The following is a 627-nucleotide window of genomic DNA, read 5'->3' as shown; positions in this document are numbered from 1 at the left end:
GCGGCCACCGGCCGGTTTCGGCAGCTCGACGGACAACCGGGTGAGCCCAAGTACCCGACGTTGGCCGAGGCGTTCGCCACCGGCGCGGTGGGTGCCGGCCATGTGCACAAGACGATCGAGATCCTCGACGCCCTGCCCCACGATCTGCCGCATGACCGGCAGGTGGCTGCCGAGGCCACCATGGGTGAGTTGGCCGCCGCACACACCCCTGCTGAGATCGGCGATCTCGGCCAACGCCTACTGGCCCATCTGGATCCGGATGGCGAGTTGACCGACGATACTGACCGGCAGCGGCAGCGGAATCTGTGGCTGAATCGGCAGAACTCCCAGCAGATGTCGAAACTGACCGGGCATCTGGACCCGGAAACCCGCGCGCTGGTGGAAATGCTGCAGGCGGTGTGGGCGCAACCGGGTATGAACAATCCTGCGGATCCGGACTCGCCGCGCGGGTCGATCGATGACGCCGACCCCGATGCGTTGGCGGCGGCGGTCGAACGGGACAACCGGACCGCGGCGCAGCGCAATCACGATGCGTTGGCTGCCCTGTTGCGGGCGGTGTTCAGCGACGGATTGCTCGGTAAGTCCCATCGTGGTCTGCCGGTGCAGTTGATCATCAAGGCCGATCTG

1 protein-coding gene is annotated in these 627 nt (G+C 66.5%); it reads left to right on the top strand.

The genetic code is table 11. The annotated features are described in order from the left end of the window. A partial coding sequence (locus tag QSJ19_RS26620; protein WP_286324064.1) for a DUF222 domain-containing protein occupies nucleotides 1-627 on the top strand: 627 nt, incomplete at both ends.

Source organism: Gordonia sp. ABSL11-1 (genome assembly GCF_030315685.1).
Taxonomy (GTDB): domain Bacteria; phylum Actinomycetota; class Actinomycetes; order Mycobacteriales; family Mycobacteriaceae; genus Gordonia.
Note: the sequence above shows the minus strand (reverse complement) of the source record. Positions and strands in the feature narration are given on the sequence as shown.